Below are 15,158 nucleotides of genomic sequence, written 5' to 3' on the forward strand. Positions count from 1 at the left end.
GAATCAGCGCATGTCGAATAGCTCCTGATGGAAGTCTTCGTGCGCTAATCCACCTGCAACCAGATCGTGCCGCAAGTTCTGGCCGAAACTCGCTGGCCCGCAGAACCAGACATCGGAGCACATCCAGTCGGGCACGATCTCACGGACGCGCTGCCCGGTCAGGCGGTCGTCCTTGCCGCTAATCAGCACGTGAAGGCGCACGTTGGCGGCAATTGCCAGTTGACTAACCTCGCGGACGAACTCGTCGTCCATTGCGTTAGTGCTATAGAACAGGTCCACTGCGCGTTTATCGTAGTGACGCTCTCGCGCTTGCATTCGCGCGAGAAATGGGGTTATCCCAATTCCGCCGGCGATCCAGATCTGTCTTGGTTTGTCGCTGCGAAAGTCGAAGCGGCCATAGGGTCCTTCCACGCTGACCTGGTCGCCAGCCCTTAGAACGGCCGGCAATTGCTCGGTGTAGTCGCCAATGCTCTTGATATGAAAGCGCACCTTGCCGTCGTCGTGCCACGCCGAGGAGATTGTGAACGGATGCGCACCCTCGTTCGCGTCGAACGTGACGAAGGCAAATTGTCCGGCGGCATGACCCAACCAGCGGTCCTTGAGTTTGATGACGATGCTCAGTACCCGCATTTCCCGGTAATGCACAAGCTTCTCGATATGCCCGGCTGCTTGTCGCGTTCGTCCGATACGGCGCAGCAGCGAGACGGACGTGCCCACCATGGCCAGAAAAATCAGCAGTGTTATGACTGGGCCAATCGCCGTGGTCCAGTAGCCGTGCTTCATGAGTACCACCGCATGGAACGCTAATAACGGGTACGCAACTGCCAGCAGCCGATGTGTCTTGAAGAAATGTCGGTAGGGAAAGGCTTTCAGCAATGCAACGACGATGATCGCAACCGTCGCATAGAACGTCCATTCGCCAATCCCTTTCGCGAGCCCATGCTGCGCGTCCAGAATATGGACAAAGGCTGACGGCGCGACCGATGGTGACAAGGCGCGCTCGCGCAACGGCCTTTGCATCCACCCCAGGCCGATTAGCCAGTTCGGAGACTTCGCACACAGCCAGTGAAGTGTGGAAAGTACCAGTGCGCTGATACCGAGCCATTTGTGCAGTCGGTACATCTTGTCCAGCCCGCCGAGAAGGCGCTCCATGCTGGTCGGCCGGACTGCTATAACGATGCCCGAGCTCATGCAGCCGATCGCGAGAATGCCGGTCAGATTGATCATTGACAGTTGCAAGGCGCGGAATCCATGCGACCCGGGCAATGAACTTTCAGCGATTAGCCAGAGCAGGGCCAGCCCTGTCAGCAAAAGCAGATAGGTTAATCTGATGTTTTTCATGATGTGGATGCGCCGCAGTGTGACTCCGGTGCGCAGTCGTCGTCGAGCCGCGCTGGAGCTGAGAACACGGTTGAAACGGCCTGCCGTTAGTTGACAGCAGCCGCGAGACTTCGTCCTGCTATGTCGACGGTTTTTTCGGGGTGCCGAGCTTACTGCCGGACGGTGACCGGACCAGACTGACGCAGTTGATCAATAGCCGGGGGCAGGCGATTGGATGTATGCGACGTTGAGGGTCGGCGGATCCGGAAAGAAGCTTCCGATCCGTCGCCGTTTCGTGCCTGCGCCCGGTCACTATTCTCATGAGTTAAAGAAAGTTTGCGGACGAGCCAATGTAGCCCGTACAGCCTAAAAGGTGAGCTGCCGGAACATGAAGTTATTTTTATGCAGTTGTAGTGCAATTGCTCACCGCGCGTTGCCGGGCAGCGTCGCGGCGAGACGCGGGCTTGCGAGATGAACTAGCTTGCCTTGCTGAGAGCGCTAGAGTCAACGTGAGTGAACGACTTGCCGTACACATGTAATTGCGTTTTTTGCGCGTATTTCAATGTATCTCCGGTCATGTCGAACGTGATCGAGAAAACACTTGTCGCGTCGTTCTTCAGCATGTATTGAGATTCGGCCACCCCGTTAGATTTTGACGTGAGAGTCATCTTATCGCCGGCTTTTCCTTCCGCCACAACGCAGACCGCCCGGGGAATACAAAATGAGTCATAGACGGTCTGGTTCTTCTTGTCGTAAATCAGATAGCCGCGTTGGTCATGGAACTGTTTGTTGTCTCTTTTTCGGAACACCTGCAGCGTGTAAGCCATTGCCACCAGGTATTGATCGCTGGCATTCGTTGCATCCGCTGCGGGTTCAAAGGTCAACTGTTCGTAATAAGGTTCCACTGCGGGATTGCCGGTACCTACTTTGGAACCCACTTGACCGGGCGCCACGTCGAGGCCGCCGGCAGAAACGGTTTTCCAGGTTCCGGCCAGTTTGGCTAATGGACCGAAGTCCATTCCTTTAAGGACGGTTCCCTGCGCGTATGCGGTGGACATCGTTGACAGGGCGATTGCGAAACAAACGACGTATTTATTCACGATTGGCGTTCCGTTATTCAAAAAATGGTTTCTTGTCTGACGGCTATTTGACAAGAGAAGCTACCGTCAATTGTTTCATGTCCTGTAATTCAAGGTTTCAAAAAAGTCTGCGCGCCGTAGCGACCGGCCTGGTGCAAACGGCGGGTACAGTCGCCAATAACTCATGGCAGACTCAGGGATGCCAAGTCTGGGACGCGACGATTGACGCAAAGTATCAACTGTAGCTGCCGTCGGATGTGTATCGCGCCGACGGCGCGGCGACGGCTGAAATCTTTCCCCCTGCTGGCTTCAAGAGTCGCTGTCGGCCCACGCGCCGGCACGGTCATCGAACAGGCTGCTCAGAGCCCGCGTCTCGCGCGTCAGCTTCCACGACTGGTGTCGCTCTTGCCCATGGAACTGGTGCTTTGGTCGTAGTCGAGGGGTGGAAACGCAGCGCGAGGCGTTGCTCGCGATGGAGTGCGATCCGGATTTCGTCCAGGGATTTTACTTCGCCCGCCCGGCTGCAGATCGCGCCGACGAGTCCGCATGCCGCACTGTCATGGATTCGCTATGGCAGCTGTTTCGTGTCCGCGTTGAGGAGAACGCGCGGAAGGAGTCCGTCCTGGTCCTGGCGCCGATTACGACGGCTACAAACGCAAACGCGGCAGCGAGGCCCACATGGCGGCGCTTGATACCTTGGGGCAGTTACTTGCTGTGCATGTTAAGCCGACACCGTGACCATGGAGGCCGTCGCCGCAGAGGCGGGAGTGTCAAAGATGACGGTCTATAGCCATTTCTCGGACAAGGAAGCATCGAGCAGACGGCGGTTTTGAAGGCCGGCAGCCCCGCGCAAACTCTTCAGACATCGTGACGGCTCGCGCTTCCCCGTTTTCCCAAAAGCACGTAAAAATACGTCCGTGCCGCGGCGGGCACGCTCCTTGATTTCCCTATCGCTTCCAGGCTTCACAACTCCGAATGCCATGCGCGCTTGCAGATCACCTGCCCACAGGCTCACCAGGTCTTGAGCCGCCAACTCCGGCGAGTCGATGATCAGTTCGTTGCCCGCCTCGGCCGCGCTGATGATGCCGGCCAGTACCGCCACAGTCCGCCCCGGCCCTGCATCGTAAACGCGTGTCCTTAGCGGCAGGTCATCGCGCAACACGGTCGGCAGCGCGTGCGCCATGCCAGAAACATGGTCATTGACGATGATCTTCAGGAATGCGGCGCCGATTGCAGACAGCCGTTCCCGCAAGGGTAAATTTTCGGAACTCGCGGGCGGCAGTACCCGGAGCATCCGGTCTGAAACGTCACTCACGACGGCCTCGAATAACGCTTCCTTGTCCGAGAAATGGCTATAGACCGTCATCTTTGACACCCCCGCCTCTGCGGCGACGGCCTCCATGGTTACGGTGTCGTAGCGCTGCCCGGAGAACAGCCTCGTTGCCGCTTCCACAATGGACGTGTGCTTGGCGGCATCTTTCGGGCGACCGACGCGGCTCTCTGGCGAACATTTCTGCACGTAATAATTCCTCCTTGCAATTTCTGTACTTTATAGTCTAGCATATTGGTTGCTGTACTAATGGGTATAGAAACACATGCGCACGTCAAAGACTACCAAAAACATTCATCCGAAGTACAACGGCCGCCCATCGGTAGCGCAGGGGCGAGCCGCTCCGCTTGCGTCTCTCTCGTTGGCCGCACTTCTGGCGTTCGAGACTATGCTCGCGGGTTGCACGGTTGGACCGAATTACGCCGCTCCGTCCGCGCCCACTGTGTCGAAGTTTACGGAGAAGCCAGTTCCCGCGCGCACTGTTTCCGCCGACACGACCGCGGGCACCGCGCAAACCCTCGTCGAGGGGCGCGACATTCAGGGTGACTGGTGGGCGCTGTTCCATTCGCCGCAGATCAACGCGCTGGTCGAGCGCGCGCTCAAGGCCAATCCCACGCTTGCCGCCGCTCAGGCGACGTTGCGCGAGGCGCGCGAGAACACGCGTGCGGAGCAGGGCAGTTTTTTCCCGCAGATCAGCGCGAGCACATCGGCCGAACGCGAGCGCACCATGCTGGTGAGCCCGGTGCCGCAGACATACAGCCTCATAAGCGGATCGCTCAGCGTGTCGTACACGCTCGATGCATTCGGCGGCGTTCGCCGGCAAGTCGAGCAATTGAACGCCCAGGCTGAGTATCAGCGCTACGAACTGGAGGCGACCGAACTGACGCTGATCGCGAACGTCGTCAATGCGGCCATCAACGAGGCTTCGTTGCAGGCGCAGATTGACACGACACACGAGATCATCCGTGCGTATACTGCCGCGCTCGACGTTACGCGCCACCGCTTCGAGGCCGGCGGCGTAAGTCAGGTGGATGTGCTGCAGCAGAAGTCGCTGCTGGATGCGCAGATCGCCACGCTGCCCGGTTTGCAGAAGCAGCTCGAGCAGCAGCGCAATCAACTCGCGGTGTATCTGGGCGGCCTGCCGACCGACTACACCGGGTCTACGCTGGATCTCGCCAGCCTCGTGCTGCCGGAGGAACTGCCGGTGTCGCTGCCGTCGAGTCTGGTTGCGCAGCGCCCCGACATCCAGGCGTACGGCGCCTTGCTGCATTCGGCGACGGCGAACGTCGGCATCGCGGTGGCAAACATGTTGCCGCAGATTTCGCTGACCGGCAGTTATGGACGCGAAGGCAGCAGCTACTCAAACCTTTTCAATCCCGCAGGCATTGTGTGGAGCCTCGCGGGTAGCCTCACCCAGCCGGTCTTCGAGGGCGGCACACTCAAGGCGAAGAAGCGCGCCGCCGATGCTGCGGTCGATGTCGCCGCCGCCCAGTACAGCAGCACGGTCAACTCGGCGTTTCAGGACGTGGCCAATGCGCTCGTCGCCATTCATCGGGATGCCGAAACGCTTGCTGCGAACCTCGAGACGCAGAAAACGGCTGCTGCGAGCCTCAGGGTTGCTCAGGCGCAATACCGCGCGGGCGGCGGGACTTACCTCAATGTGCTGAGCGCCGAGCAATCCGATGAGAGCGCGCGCCTCAACCTGATTTCCTCTCAAGCCACTCGCTACACCGATACCGTCGCGCTCTTCCAGGCGCTGGGCGGTGGCTGGTGGCATCGAAGCGATGTCGATCCCAAAGTTGCGCAATGTTGCGGAGCATTTTAAATCATGACCACTGTTACCCCGCTTGCGGATACCGCCAATACGCCGCCTGAATGGCAGCGGCCGCCTAGAACCGTGCTTCGCCTGTTTCTGATGCTTCTGGTGGTGGGACTGCTTGCCGCCGCGCTGATTGGTTTCCACCTGTTCAAGGGGCACATCCTGAAGCAGGTCACGGCCGGCATCCAGTCGCAACAGGCGACCGTGTCGACCACATCCGCTGTGTTGCAGCCGTGGCAGCCGACGCTCACGGGCGTCGGATCGCTGCGAGCGTCGACGGGTGCGGATCTTTCGCTGGAAACGAGCGGCGTGGTCGATGAAATCGACTTCGAGTCCGGCCGCGACGTCAAGCAAGGGACCGTGCTGCTCCGCCTGCGTCCGAACGACGATCCCGCCAAGCTCGCCCAACTGCAGGCCACTGCCAGTCTGGACGAGATCACCTACAAGCGCGACCTGCAGCAACTTGCGGCGCAGGGCGTGGCGCAGTCGACCGTGGATACAGATGTCGGCAATCTGAAGGCGGCGCGCGCGCAAGTCGCGGCGCAACAGGCGCTGATGACCGAGAAGGTCGTCCGCGCGCCGTTTTCGGGACGTCTGGGCGTGCGTCAGGTCGATGTGGGTCAATACCTGGCGGCCGGCACGACGGTTGTCACGTTGCAGGCACTCGACCCGATGTTGCTCGACTTCTATCTGCCGCAGCAGGTGCGTGGGCAGATCAGCGTCGGACAGACCGCATCGGTGAGCGTTGATGCGTATCCCGGCAAGACGTTCACCGGCACGGTGACGTCGATGAATTCGAAGGTCGACACCTCGAGCCGCATGCTGCAGATACGCGCGTCGTTTGCGAACCCCGACGGCGCGCTGCTGCCCGGCATGTTCGCCACCGCCAGCGTGGCGAGCGGCGCGGAGCAATCGCTCGTGACGATTCCGCAGACGGCGGTGACGTACAACCCATATGGCAGCCTCGTCTACGTGGTCCACGAGGGCAAGGACGCGCAGGGCAGGCCGCAGGCAAGTGTCCGCCAGCAGTTCGTGACGACCGGCGCGACGCGCGGCGATCAGGTCAGCATCCTGAAGGGACTGAAGGCCGGCGACGTGGTGGTGACGGCGGGGCAACTCAAGCTGCACAACGACGCATTGGTGCAGATCGATAACAGCGTGAAGCTGCCCAACGACGCCGCGCCCGTCCCGCAAGATCACTGAACAGGACGGCTCATGAAATTTACCGACATCTTTATCCGCCGGCCTGTACTCGCGTGCGTGGTCAGCCTGATGATCCTTGTGCTCGGCTACAAGGCGTTCACCTCGCTGTCCGTTCTCGAGTACCCGAAAACCGAAAACGCCGTGGTGACCGTGACCACGACGTACTACGGTGCCGATCCGCAGACCGTGGAGGGTTTTGTCACCACGCCGCTGGAAAACGCCATCGCGCAGGCGAACGGGATCGATTACCTGTCGTCGAAGAGCATCGCCGGCACCAGCACGATCACCGCGAACCTCGTGCTCAACTTCGACCCTGACAAAGCGGTCACCGAGATCAACGCCAAGATCAACTCGGTGCTCAACCAGTTGCCGAGTGGCGTGCAGCAGCCGGCCATCACGGTCGCGATCGGACAGTCGCTGGACGCGTTGATTATCGGCTTTTCGAGCGATGAACTCACGCCCAACCAGATCACCGACTACCTCGTGCGCAACGTGCAGCCGCGTCTGCAGGCAGTGCAAGGCGTGCAGACGGCCGAACTGCTCGGACCGCAGTATTTTGCGCTGCGCGCGTGGCTCGATCCGCAGAAGCTCGCGGAGTACGGCCTTACCGCGACCGATGTCACCAACGCGCTTTCCGCGAACAACGTGATCGCAGGACTGGGAACCACCAAAGGGCAGATGGTGCAATTCAACCTCACCGCATCGACGGATCTGCATTCGGCGCAGCAGTTCCGCGATCTCGTGATCAAGCAGGTCAATGGCGGCATCATCAGGCTGAAGGATGTGGCCAACGTCACGCTCGGCTCGGAAGACTATGAATCCGGCGTGTCGTATAACGGCCAGAAGGGCGTGTACGTGGGGATCCAGACGGTGCCGGGGGCGAGCCTACTCGATGTGATCAAGGGCGTGAAGGCTGTGTTGCCCGACATTCAGAAGGCACTGCCGGCGGGGTTGCACGGCTCGGTCATCTACGACTCCACGGTATTCGTTGACAGTTCGATTCATGAGGTCAAGAACTCGTTGATCGAGACGGTGGTGATCGTCACGCTGGTGGTGTTTGCCTTCCTCGGCGCGCCGCGCTCCGTGCTGATTCCGGTCATTGCGATTCCGTTGTCACTGGTGGGCACCTTCGGGGTGATGCTCGCGCTAGGGTTCTCGATCAACCTGCTGACCTTGCTCGCGCTAGTACTGGCGATCGGGCTGGTGGTCGATGACGCGATCATTGTGGTCGAGAGCGTGAGCCGTCATCTCGAAGAGGGCATGCGGCCACGCGATGCCGCGATCAAGGCCGCGCGCGACCTCGCCGGCCCGATCATCGCGATGACCATTGTCCTGATCGCCGTCTACGTGCCGATCGGTTTTCAGGGTGGACTGACCGGCGCATTATTCACCGAGTTCGCGTTCACGCTGGTTGGCGCGGTGACCATGTCCGCGGTCATTTCTCTGACGCTGTCGCCTATGATGTGCGGCCAGTTCTTGAAGCCGCACGATCAGGGCGGCCGTTTTGTCACGCGCATTGTCGAGACGATCGATCATGTTTTCGGTTCACTGCGGCGTGGCTATGAACGGCTGCTGCGCAACAGTTTGCGGACGGTCCCGGTGACGCTATTGTTTACCGGGCTGGTAATTGCCAGCATCTATTTCCTCTACACAAGTGCCGACAGCGAACTCGCACCGCAAGAGGATCAAGGGGTCGTCATTCTGCAGCCGACTTCCGCGCCGGACGCGACGCTGCAGCAAAAGGAGGCGTTCGGCCGTCAGGTCGCCGACATCATGGCCAAGGTCCCCGAGGCCGCGCAGACGTTCCAGGTTGAGAGCCCGTCGCAGTCGATTGCCGGTGTGACGTTCAAGCCGTGGGATCAGCGTCATCGCACTGCGACCGATATCCAGCGCGATCTGCAGAACCAGTTTAACAAGGTGGCAGGTCAGAAGGTCGTCGCGTTTCAGCCCCCTCCGCTGCCCGGTTCGCAAGGCTTGCCGATCCAGTTCGTGCTCAAGTCGACGCAGCCGCTGGATAGGCTGAATGTAGAGGCTCAGAAATTCCTTTCGGACGCAGCCGCCAGTGGGATGTTCCTATTTATCGATAGCGACCTCAAGGTCGACCAGCCGCAGAAAGTGTTCGATATCGACCGTGACAAGGCCTCACAACTCGGCTTGACGATGCAGCAGGTCGGCACGGCGCTGGGCGGTCTGTTGGGGGGCGGTTATACGAATTACTTCAGTCTCGATTCGCGCTCGTACCAGGTCATTGCCCAGGTGCAGCAGCGCTCGCGCCTGACGCTCGACCAGGTCATGAATTACCAGATCGCGACTGTGAATAACGTGCCCGTGCCGTTATCGTCGATCAGTCATGTGCGGACCGAAACCGTGCCTGAAACCATCAATCATTTCCAGCAGGTGAACTCGGCGACGATCTCCGGCGTGCCCGCGCTCGGCGTTTCGCAGGACGCCGCGCTCAGGTCGCTGCAGGCGCTTGCGGCGCGTACGCTGCCGGCGGACGTGTCGATCGACTATTCCGGTCCTTTGCGTCAACTCGTGCAGGAATCGAGCGGCTTTGTGGGCACCTTTGTTCTGGCGCTGATCATCATCTACCTGAGTCTCGCGGCGTTGTTCGAGAGCTTCCGCGACCCGTTGGTGATCCTTGTTTCGATCCCGATGTCGGTAGCGGGCGCGCTCGTGTTCATCAGCCTTGGGCTGGGAGGGGCGTCGCTGAATATCTACACGGAGGTCGGGCTGGTGACACTGATGGGGCTGATCAGCAAGCACGGCATTCTGATTGTGGAAGTCGCGAATGCGGCGCAGCACGAGGGCATGTCGAAACTCGAAGCCATCGTCCATGCGGCGGGGATTCGCTTGCGGCCGATCCTGATGACTACCGCGGCGATGGTGCTCGGCGTCGTGCCATTGATCCTGTCCTCAGGTGCGGGTGCGGCGTCGCGTTTCAACATGGGGCTGGTGATCGGCAGCGGGTTGGCGATAGGTACGTTGTTTACGCTGTTCGTGTTGCCAGCGGTTTATCTCGCGTTCGCTGCTCGACATGCAAAGGAGTCGACCGAGTCAAGGGTGCAGACGGCGGAGATGGTTTAGCCTCTGCTCGACCTCGGCGGTGAAGCGGCCGCTTATTAGATGGTACCGCCCGATGCGAAGGCATACGGCGCGGAGCGCTCACCGTCCACCAACACAAGGGTGTTTTTCTCGCTCATGCCGCGCAGGGCGATACCCGGCAGGGCGAGGCATTCTGGCCCGAGATGGCCGGGGCATGGACGGCAAGCGGACTCGGCGTTCGACGTTTCTGTCGTGAGCGTTGGATTGCGAACACTTATGAAATTCCTGATCAAGAGCGCGGTCTGCATTCCGCGCGACGGCTCCCCGTTGGTGCCGCACGACGCCTACCTGTGCATGAAGCGGCTGCACTACGCGCACGCGATCGCGCAGTTCCGCGTGCTTGTGAACTATGTGCAGAGCCGCGTCGACGCACAGGTCGCATTCGAGAACCTGGCGGGCGTCGCGGGCCGCTATCTGACGGTATTGGCGACGGACGCGGGCTGCGTCGCCGCCGATCCGCGGATGGCGCGGTCGCTCGAACTCGGGCCCTACGTGGTGGATGCGTTTCCGTCGACGCCGGCGGCGCGCGATTACCGGCACGTCGCCGCCGAAATGCTGTACTGGCCGATGCGGCCAGCGATGTCGTCACGGTAGCCGGCCGGGGCTGCGCCCAAGGGGCGCCTGGGGGGCGAAAAAGCCCGCGACTGGGCGGGAAAATGGGTCACTTCGGCGCCATTCCAAAAAAAATCGACCCTTCCGGTCGATCGCCGACGTGTCAGTCGAACTTGAGCAGACATTCATTATGGACCACCTCGAAACGCTGCGGATTTTTTGCACCGTCGCCGAAATGCAGAGCTTCACGCACGCCGCAAATAAGCTCGGCGTCTCGACGTCAATCGTCTCGCGCGCGATAACGGGGCTCGAAACCAGGCTCGGTGTGCGTCTTTTTCAGCGCACGACCCGACACCTCGCACTCACTGAAGCCGGGGACGAGTTTCACGCCGGCTGCTCGCGCGTGGTTGCTGAACTGGACCTGCTCGAAGCCGGTACCGGGCAGCGCGCACGGGAGCCTGCGGGGGTACTGCGGCTCGTCGCCCACACCACCGCGGCGGTGCTAGAGTTGCCACCGCTGATCGCCGGGTTCCGTGCCCGGTACCCATCCGTGCAGCTCGAATTGACGCTGGCGGAACGGCCAGTCGATCTGATCAAGGAAGCCTTCGATCTCGGCATCGTGCTGCCGTTCATGCTGACGAGCGAGCTCACGATCACCCGTGCGTTGTGCCGCCTGCCCCTCGCCGTGGTGGGCTCGCCCAGCTACCTGCAGGGGCGCCAGCTACCGCAAAGGCCCAACGATCTCGCCGCATTCCGCTTCGTCACAATACTCGCCTCGATCAGCGAACCGCAACTGCGATTCCAGCGCGGTGGCGAACAGTTTGCCGTGCCACTGGAACACGACGTTTCGACCAACAACGCCGCGTTGAACAAGGAACTGGTGGTGAGCGGTGCTGGTCTCGGCGCGTTGCCTCTTGCGATGGTCGGCAAAGAGCTGGGCGATGGCCGGCTGGTACAGCTGCTGCCCGACTTCGAGGTCGTGAGCGCGCAGGCTGAGCTGAGGCTCGCATATCGGGACCGGAGCCTGATGACGGCGAAGGTCCGGGCGTTCATCGACTACGCGACGTCGTACTTCGACGCGCGCGCGGCTCAGATGGGCCACGCGCAGCAGCGGCCGAAGACGGTGGCCGCCGGCAGTGACAGGCCGTCCTGATTGCCAGATGCTCATGCAAACCTTCCCTGATCTCGTCGTCTGCGAGCATTGTGACAGCGTGTACCGCCGCCGCGCGCTGGCCACGCGCGAGGTGGCGCGCTGCGGGCAATGTTCGGCCGTCCTCTATCGCGCTAGCCAGCTCGATGTCGATCGGTGGCTCGCGCTAACCGTCGCCGCAGCCATCGTCTTCGTGATCGCTAACGTCTGCCCGGTGATCCGGATTTCCCTGCGGGGCCTGCACAGCGAGACGACGCTCTGGCAGTCTGCGGCAGCGCTGGCGCACGGCGCGGTTGCACCGATTGCGCTCGCCACTGCGATGATGATCGTCGTGGTGCCGCTTCTGCAGATCGCGCTGCTCGGCTGGGTGCTGGCATTTGCCCGCGCCGCACGCCGGGCGCCGGGTTTCGCGTGGAGCATGAGGCTGCTTGCGATGCTGCGCCCTTGGAGCATCGTCGAGGTCGGCGTACTTGGCATGCTCGTAGCCGTCATCAAACTTTCCAGCTTCGTGCAGGTGGCAGCCGGTCCCGGCATCTGGGCCACGGCAACGCTCATGGTGCTAATCACCATCATCGCCAGTCGCGATGTCCACTTGCTGTGGGAATGGACCGACGCGGAGACAGCATGAAGCCACCTCCTCGCGCGGGACAGCTCGGCCTGATTGCCTGCCATGGATGCGGACTGGTTTGCGCACATATTCCGCGCCTGAGCGGAGACGCCCAATGCCCGCGCTGCGGACTAGCGCTGCATCGGCGCCGCCCGGACAGCATCGCATGGTCGTGGGCGTTCCTGATCGCTTCCCTGATTTTCTACATCCCCGCCAACGTGCTGCCGGTCATGCACACGAGCCTTCTGGGACACGGCAGCGACAGCACGATTCTCTACGGCGTCGTGGAGTTCTGGAAAGCAGGGTCCTGGGGCATTGCGTCGGTGATCTTTATTGCAAGCGTAGTCGTGCCGTGCGCCAAGTTTCTGATCCTCAGCATGCTGCTCGTGATCACCCAGCGGCGCAGTCGCTGGGCAATGAGCGAGCGTGCCCGTTTGTACCGGCTCGTCGAAGCGGTCGGCTACTGGTCGATGCTCGACGTGATGGTGGTGGCAATCGTCTGCGCGTTAGTCCGCTTCCAGGCGCTGTCCGGCAGCGAACCGCGCATTGGCATTGTTTTCTTCGGCCTTGTGGTGATCCTCACCATGCTCTGCGCCATCAATTTCGACCCCCGACTCATCTGGGACGCTGAGGAAACATGAATCCTGTATCAAACAAGCCGCTACCCGAACCTCTCGATCCTGTCGTCACGCATAGCCGCTGGCGGGTATCGCCCGTCTGGCTCGTGCCGCTCGTCGCCGCGCTGATCGGGCTGTCGATGGTGATCCACGCGTGGCTCTCGGCGGGACCGGAAATCGCCATCTCGTTCAGGACCGCTGCGGGGCTGGAGGCCGGCAAGACCCCTGTCAAATACAAGGACGTGACGGTCGGAACCGTATCGACGGTCGCGCTCAGCGACGATGGGTCACACGTGGTCGCCTCTGTTTCGCTGGCCAGAAGCGCGCGGAGCCTGGCGCGCGCGGACAGCCGCTTCTGGGTCGTCCGGCCTCGTTTGGGCATGACCGGTGTCTCGGGTATGGACACGCTGCTGTCCGGCGCCTATATCGGCGTGGACACCGGCACTTCGGAGGTCGCGCGCACAGCGTTCACGGGGCTGGAGACGCCTCCCGCCGTCATCAGTGGGACGCCGGGAAAGAGTTTCACGATTCATGCGGACGACCTCGGTTCGCTCGACATCGGCTCGCCCGTTTACTACCGGCGCATTCAGGTCGGCCGCGTCGCGTCGTATAAGCTCGACGGCGATGGCCACGGCGTCAGCGTACAGATCTTCGTCGATTCACCGTATCACCGGTTTGTCACGGCGGATACCCACTTCTGGAATGCGAGCGGGGTCGACCTCTCGCTGGGCGCCGACGGTTTCAAGCTCAAGACGCAATCCGTGGCCGCGATCGTTGGCGGCGGAATTGCGTTCGCCACGCCCGTCGGTAGCACCGCCGCCGGCCCAGGCGGCAGCCAGTTCATTCTGGCGAAAGACGAAGAGACGGCGATGGCGCCGCCAGACGGTCCGGCCCAGTACATCGAGTTGCGCTTCGCACAGTCGCTGCGCGGCCTGTCCATGGGCGCTCCCGTGGTGTTTTCGGGAATCAACTTCGGACGCGTGGTTTCCATGAAACTCGATTACGACCCGGCCACGCAGCGTTTTCCCATGATCGTCGGCATCGAGGTCTATCCGCAGCGGCTTGGACCGGCGCTCGACAAGCTGCCCAGAATAAATGGCGATATTGAAAAGGCAGCGCATTTCCTGTCCACCATGGTCGCGCACGGTCTGCGCGGACAGGCGCGCTCCGGCAATCTGCTGACCGGACAGCTCTATATTTCGCTCGAGTTCGTACCGAACGCCCCGAAGGTCTCATACGACGCCGATGCGCGACCGCTTACGCTGCCGACCACGAGCGGCGGCTTCGACCAGTTGCAGGAGCAGGTGGCGAGCATCGTGGGCAAGATCGACAAAATGCCGCTCGACTCCATCGCACGCCATCTCGACACGGGTCTGGCGGATCTGGACAGCACCCTGAAGCAGATCAACGGCCAGGTGCTGCCGGCGACCACGCAAACCCTGGAGCAGGCTCGCCAGACCTTCGGCGCCGCGCAGGGCATGCTGGCCGAAGACGGGCCGCTCCAGGAGAACCTGGGCCAGACGCTGCAGGAAGTGCAGCGCACTGCCCGCTCGCTGCGCACGCTCACTGATCTGCTCGGCCGCCATCCGGAAGCGCTGCTGCGCGGCCATGCAGCGGATCAGTCAGCCGTGGCCCCGGTCACCGCGGCCAGCCCCTCTGCTTCACAGGAGTCCAAACAATGAGTTTTTCAGCCCGCGCCAGCCTGCGCGCAGTCACGTTCACCGTCGCGCTGGCCCTGAGCGCCTGCGCGTCCGCGCCGGTGCACTACTACACGCTGGTTTCCCCGGCAGCACAGCCCGCTTCGGCCCAGCCAGCCGCGCCGTTCGCGATCGACGTGCTGCCAGTGGGCGTTCCCGCCGAGCTCGACCAGCAGGCGATGGTCGTACGGCAGGGCGACAGCGGCGTTGCGGTGCTCGACGACGAGCGCTGGGTCGCCCCGCTGGGCGATCAACTGCGCGCCGCGCTATCCACCGAACTGGTGCGCCGCCTGGGCACCCAGGATGTGGCCGGTCTCGCCCGGCCGATCAATCAACCGGTGCTGGGCATCAGGCTGCAGATCCGGCGCCTCGACGCGTGGCCGGGGCACGCGGTGCAGCTCGAGGCTGACTGGAGCCTCGGTTTCGCGCAAGACCCCAACGGTGTCCGCCTGAGCTGTCATACGCAGCTGCAGCAGGCGGCGCCGGGTGGTTACGCGGACCTGGTGCGCGCGCAGCAACTCGCCATTGCGAGCCTGGCCGGCCGCATCACGGAGGATGCGCGAGGCTGGGCGCAGTCGCGACAGCGTGGCTGCACGCCACAGGCCTGAGCCATCACACCCCATACGCAATTACGTGCCCTTGCCGGGTCCACCATCATGCGCAAAGTACCGGACTTCGT

At 61.9% G+C, this 15,158-nt stretch carries 11 protein-coding genes and 2 pseudogenes; 10 read left to right on the forward strand and 3 right to left on the reverse strand.

Annotated elements, in window-relative coordinates:
- Positions 1-3: 3 nt before the first annotated feature.
- Both OKW44_RS16320 and OKW44_RS16325 read right to left on the reverse strand, forming a co-directional pair.
- Positions 4-1,341 carry a ferredoxin reductase family protein gene (locus tag OKW44_RS16320; RefSeq protein WP_018423315.1) on the reverse strand — a complete coding sequence of 446 codons (1,338 nt, stop codon included), beginning with the start codon at positions 1,339-1,341 and terminating at the stop codon, positions 4-6.
- Between the two features lie 455 nt (positions 1,342-1,796).
- Positions 1,797-2,420 carry a heme-binding beta-barrel domain-containing protein gene (locus OKW44_RS16325; RefSeq protein WP_018423314.1) on the reverse strand — a complete coding sequence of 208 codons (624 nt, stop codon included), beginning with the start codon at positions 2,418-2,420 and terminating at the stop codon, positions 1,797-1,799.
- 603 nt (positions 2,421-3,023) lie between these two features.
- Between OKW44_RS16325 and OKW44_RS16330 the strand changes: the two are divergent.
- Positions 3,024-3,128: pseudogene (locus OKW44_RS16330) on the forward strand (IS5/IS1182 family transposase); the annotation flags it as partial.
- A gap of 55 nt (positions 3,129-3,183) precedes the next feature.
- Here OKW44_RS16330 and OKW44_RS16335 read toward each other — a convergent pair.
- On the reverse strand, positions 3,184-3,918 hold the full coding sequence (locus tag OKW44_RS16335) for a TetR/AcrR family transcriptional regulator (protein WP_018423312.1): 735 nt from the start codon (positions 3,916-3,918) through the stop codon (positions 3,184-3,186).
- 199 nt (positions 3,919-4,117) lie between these two features.
- On the opposite strand from OKW44_RS16335, the gene OKW44_RS16340 reads away from it, so the two are divergent.
- From OKW44_RS16340 to OKW44_RS16380, 9 genes and pseudogenes are all read left to right on the forward strand, one after another.
- Complete coding sequence (locus OKW44_RS16340; RefSeq protein ID WP_018423311.1) at positions 4,118-5,554, forward strand: efflux transporter outer membrane subunit; 1,437 nt, start codon at positions 4,118-4,120, stop codon at positions 5,552-5,554.
- Between the two features lie 3 nt (positions 5,555-5,557).
- A complete protein-coding gene (locus OKW44_RS16345) occupies positions 5,558-6,751 on the forward strand; it encodes an efflux RND transporter periplasmic adaptor subunit (RefSeq protein ID WP_084754327.1) in 1,194 nt (397 codons plus the stop codon).
- A gap of 12 nt (positions 6,752-6,763) precedes the next feature.
- On the forward strand, positions 6,764-9,838 hold the full coding sequence (locus OKW44_RS16350) for an efflux RND transporter permease subunit (protein ID WP_018423309.1): 3,075 nt from the start codon (positions 6,764-6,766) through the stop codon (positions 9,836-9,838).
- 297 nt (positions 9,839-10,135) lie between these two features.
- Positions 10,136-10,450 (forward strand): annotated as a pseudogene (locus tag OKW44_RS16355) (MinD/ParA family ATP-binding protein); the annotation flags it as partial.
- 148 nt (positions 10,451-10,598) lie between these two features.
- The gene (locus OKW44_RS16360; protein ID WP_018423307.1) at positions 10,599-11,561 is read left to right on the forward strand and encodes a LysR family transcriptional regulator; all 963 of its coding nucleotides are present in this window, start codon (positions 10,599-10,601) and stop codon (positions 11,559-11,561) included.
- Between the two features lie 7 nt (positions 11,562-11,568).
- On the forward strand, positions 11,569-12,186 hold the full coding sequence (locus OKW44_RS16365; RefSeq protein ID WP_018423306.1) for a paraquat-inducible protein A: 618 nt from the start codon (positions 11,569-11,571) through the stop codon (positions 12,184-12,186).
- On the forward strand, positions 12,183-12,806 hold the full coding sequence (locus tag OKW44_RS16370; RefSeq protein ID WP_018423305.1) for a paraquat-inducible protein A: 624 nt from the start codon (positions 12,183-12,185) through the stop codon (positions 12,804-12,806). The genes OKW44_RS16365 and OKW44_RS16370 overlap by 4 nt, the downstream gene beginning before the upstream one ends.
- On the forward strand, positions 12,803-14,464 hold the full coding sequence (locus OKW44_RS16375) for a PqiB family protein (RefSeq protein WP_018423304.1): 1,662 nt from the start codon (positions 12,803-12,805) through the stop codon (positions 14,462-14,464). Before OKW44_RS16370 ends, OKW44_RS16375 begins: the two co-directional genes overlap by 4 nt.
- Positions 14,461-15,087 carry a PqiC family protein gene (locus tag OKW44_RS16380; RefSeq protein ID WP_018423303.1) on the forward strand — a complete coding sequence of 209 codons (627 nt, stop codon included), beginning with the start codon at positions 14,461-14,463 and terminating at the stop codon, positions 15,085-15,087. Before OKW44_RS16375 ends, OKW44_RS16380 begins: the two co-directional genes overlap by 4 nt.
- Positions 15,088-15,158 lie beyond the last annotated feature (71 nt).

This window comes from Paraburkholderia lebeckiae, from assembly GCF_050436325.1.
Classification (GTDB): Bacteria; Pseudomonadota; Gammaproteobacteria; order Burkholderiales; family Burkholderiaceae; genus Paraburkholderia; species Paraburkholderia tuberum.